The sequence below is a fragment of the Salinicola sp. genome (genome assembly GCF_982684285.1).
The window spans coordinates 1-3,168 of sequence record NZ_CEXLVS010000347.1 but is presented as its reverse complement, the minus strand read 5'-3'; the positions used below and the strand labels follow the sequence as shown (position 1 = coordinate 3,168).

Genomic DNA, 3,168 nt, shown 5'->3' with positions numbered 1-3,168 from the left:
GGCGCGGCGGAGATCCTTGTGGTGGGAGTCGAGAAGCTGCTGGTCGTTTGTATACGCGTGGATTGTTTCCACCACACCGGAGAGGATCCCGAACTTCTCATCGAGGACCTTCGCCACAGGCGCCAGGCAGTTGGTGGTACACGAGGCGTTGGAGACCACCCGGTGCTCGGCCTTCAGCGTTCCCTCGTTGACGCCAAACACGATCGTCGCATCGGCATCGCCACTGGGCGCGGAGATCAGCACCCGCCCCGCGCCCGCCTCGATGTGCTTGGCGGCGGCGTCGCGACTGGTGAACAGCCCGGTGCACTCCATCACCAGATCGACGTCCAGCGACTTCCATGGAAGCTGGGACGGATCGCGCTCGGAGAGGATGCGAATGCTATCCCCGTCTACGCTCAGGGTATCGCTGTCGTGGGAGACCTCGAATCCGAAGCGCCCGTGAACGCTGTCGTGGCGCAGCAGATGGGCGTTGAGCGCAGGATCGCCGAGATCATTGATGGCGACGACCTCGATCCGATCCCGATAGCCGTTCTCGTACATGGCACGAAGTACGTTCCGGCCAATGCGGCCGAATCCGTTGATGGCGACACGCAATGTCATGGTGCTCTCCTTTTGATGGCGTGACTGAGACGCTGAAGCTGGCGTAATCGAGACGTTGAATCGGCCGGGCAGCGAGCCTGCGCTCCATCCCGGCACTGCATCGGATCGAACGCAAAGATTAGATCGCAGCAGAACTGGTGAATAGCCTAGTACGTAGTCTAGAACATCGTCACATGAAAAAATATTACCCCAAAAGGCTAATACCAAAGGCTCATTCGCGAACATACGGGGTATTTTTTGGTAAGTTTACCAAATAAACCTGACAGCTCGATGAGGCACCCCATGACGCTCGACCCTACCCTGGACCGTGTAACGAGGCGCATCGAAGAGCGCTCCGCCGACCGACGCCGACTCTATGAAGAGCGGATGCAGCAACAGCATCGCCGGGGCGTCCACCGCGCGGAACTCTCCTGCGGCAATCTGGCTCACGGCTTCGCCGCCTGCAACGCTGGCGACAAGAACAGCCTGAAGCTGATGAACAGCGCCAATATCGGCATCGTCTCTTCCTACAACGACATGCTGTCGGCGCATCAGCCCCTCGAGCACTTCCCCGAACTGATCAAGGAAGCCGCGCGCGGCATGGGTAGCACGGCGCAGTTCGCCGGCGGCGTGCCGGCCATGTGCGACGGCGTCACCCAGGGTCAGCCCGGCATGGAGCTGTCGCTGTTTTCCCGCGATGTCATCGCCATGTCGACGGCGGTGGCGATGTCGCACAACATGTTCGATGGCGCACTCTATCTCGGTGTGTGTGACAAGATCGTGCCGGGACTGTTCATCGGTGCCGCACGTTTTGGCCACCTGCCTGCGGTGTTCGTGCCCGCCGGCCCGATGCCGAGCGGGCTGCCCAATGCCGAGAAGTCGCGCATCCGCCAGCTCTACGCCGAGGGCAAGGTGGGCCGCGACGCGCTGCTGGAGGCGGAGTCCGACTCCTACCATAGCGCCGGCACCTGCACCTTCTATGGCACCGCCAACTCCAACCAGCTGATGCTCGAGATGATGGGGTTGCACATGCCGGGCACCTCGTTCGTCAACCCAGGCACACCGCTGCGCGACGCCATCACCCGTTTCAGCACCGAGCAGGTAATCCGCAACAGCGATCAGGGCGGCGACTACCACCCGTTCTACAAGCAGATCGACGCCCACGCCATCGTCAATGCCATGGTCGGGCTGCTCACCTCGGGCGGGTCGACCAACCATACCCTGCACCTGGTGGCGATGGCCGCCTCCGTGGGTCTGACCATCACCTGGGACGACTTTGCCGAGCTGTCGACGGTCGTGCCTGGGCTGACCCGGATCTACCCCAACGGCCAGGCCGACGTGAACCACTTCCACGCCGCCGGCGGCGTCAGCTTCCTGGTTCGACAGCTGCTCTCGGCGGGCCTGATGCATGCCGACGTGCGCACGGCCTTCGGCACCGACATGACCGCTTATACCCAGGAACCGTTCCTGGAGGGGGACCGACTGGTCTGGCGCGAGGGCACGCAGCAGAGTCTCGACGAAGAGGTGCTGCGGCCGATCACCCGGCCGTTCTCCGCCACCGGTGGGCTGGCGGTGCTCGACGGCAACCTGGGGCGCGGCGTGATCAAGGTCTCCGCGGTCAAGCCCGAGTTTCGCCGGGTCGAGGCACCGGTGCGCATCTTCGACGACCAGAGTCAGGTCAAGGCGGCGTTCGAAAGCGGCGAGCTGGATCGCGACGTCATCGTCGTGGTGCGCTTCCAGGGCCCCCGCGCCAACGGCATGCCGGAGCTGCACCAATTGACCCCTTTCCTGGGCGTGCTGCAGGATCGCGGGCACAAGGTCGCACTGGTCACCGATGGGCGAATGTCAGGTGCCTCTGGTAAGGTACCGGCGGCCATCCACATCACCCCAGAGGCGGTCGACTCGGGCCCCATCGCCTATCTGCGCGACGGCGACCGGGTGCTGCTCGACCCCGACAACGGCGTGCTGGAGGCACTGGTCGATGCCGAAACCTGGGCGCAACGCGAACCGGCGTCCTGCGACCTGGATCACTATCATCAGGGAATGGGCCGCGAGCTGTTCGCCGGCTTCCGCCAGCTGGTCGGCGGTGCCGAGGAAGGCGCGGCAACCTTTGGCGGCTTCGATGCCGCCGACTTGCCCGGAGGGCACACATGACGACTCCCGCCCTGATCGGCGACATTGGCGGAACCAACGCGCGCTTTGCGCTGGTCATGCCCGGCAGCGTCGAGCTTCAATCGATCGAGACGCTGCCCTGCGCGCGCTACGCCGGACTGGTGGAAGCGATTCAGGCCTATCTCGAACAGGTCGGTGCCGAAGCGCCCCGAGAGGCGTGCCTGGCCTTCGCCTGCCCGGTTCACGAAGACTGGGTCAAGATGACCAATAACGACTGGGCCTTCTCCAAGAAGGCGGTCGCCCACGAACTGGGGTTGTCGAACTTCAAGGTCATCAACGATTTCACCGCCCAGGCGCTGGGCATTCCCCACATCGACGAGAAGGATCTGGTCAAGATCGGTGAAGGCGAGGCCGAGGCCCGCCGCCCCCGTCTGGGCATCGGTCCGGGGACCGGGCGCGGCGTGGCCGGGCTGATCC

The 3,168-nt window shown here is 64.1% G+C and carries 3 protein-coding genes; 2 read left to right on the top strand and 1 reads right to left on the bottom strand.

What is annotated here, in order from left to right; translation table 11 throughout:
* A partial coding sequence (locus AC3AYF_RS19565; RefSeq protein WP_487780226.1) for a type I glyceraldehyde-3-phosphate dehydrogenase occupies positions 1-600 on the bottom strand: 600 nt, incomplete at its 3' end.
* A gap of 282 nt (positions 601-882) precedes the next feature.
* On the opposite strand from AC3AYF_RS19565, the gene edd reads away from it, so the two are divergent.
* On the top strand, positions 883-2,733 hold the full coding sequence (gene edd, locus AC3AYF_RS19560) for a phosphogluconate dehydratase (RefSeq protein ID WP_295041312.1): 1,851 nt from the start codon (positions 883-885) through the stop codon (positions 2,731-2,733).
* A partial coding sequence (locus AC3AYF_RS19555; RefSeq protein WP_295041310.1) for a glucokinase occupies positions 2,730-3,168 on the top strand: 439 nt, incomplete at its 3' end. The genes edd and AC3AYF_RS19555, both read left to right, overlap by 4 nt.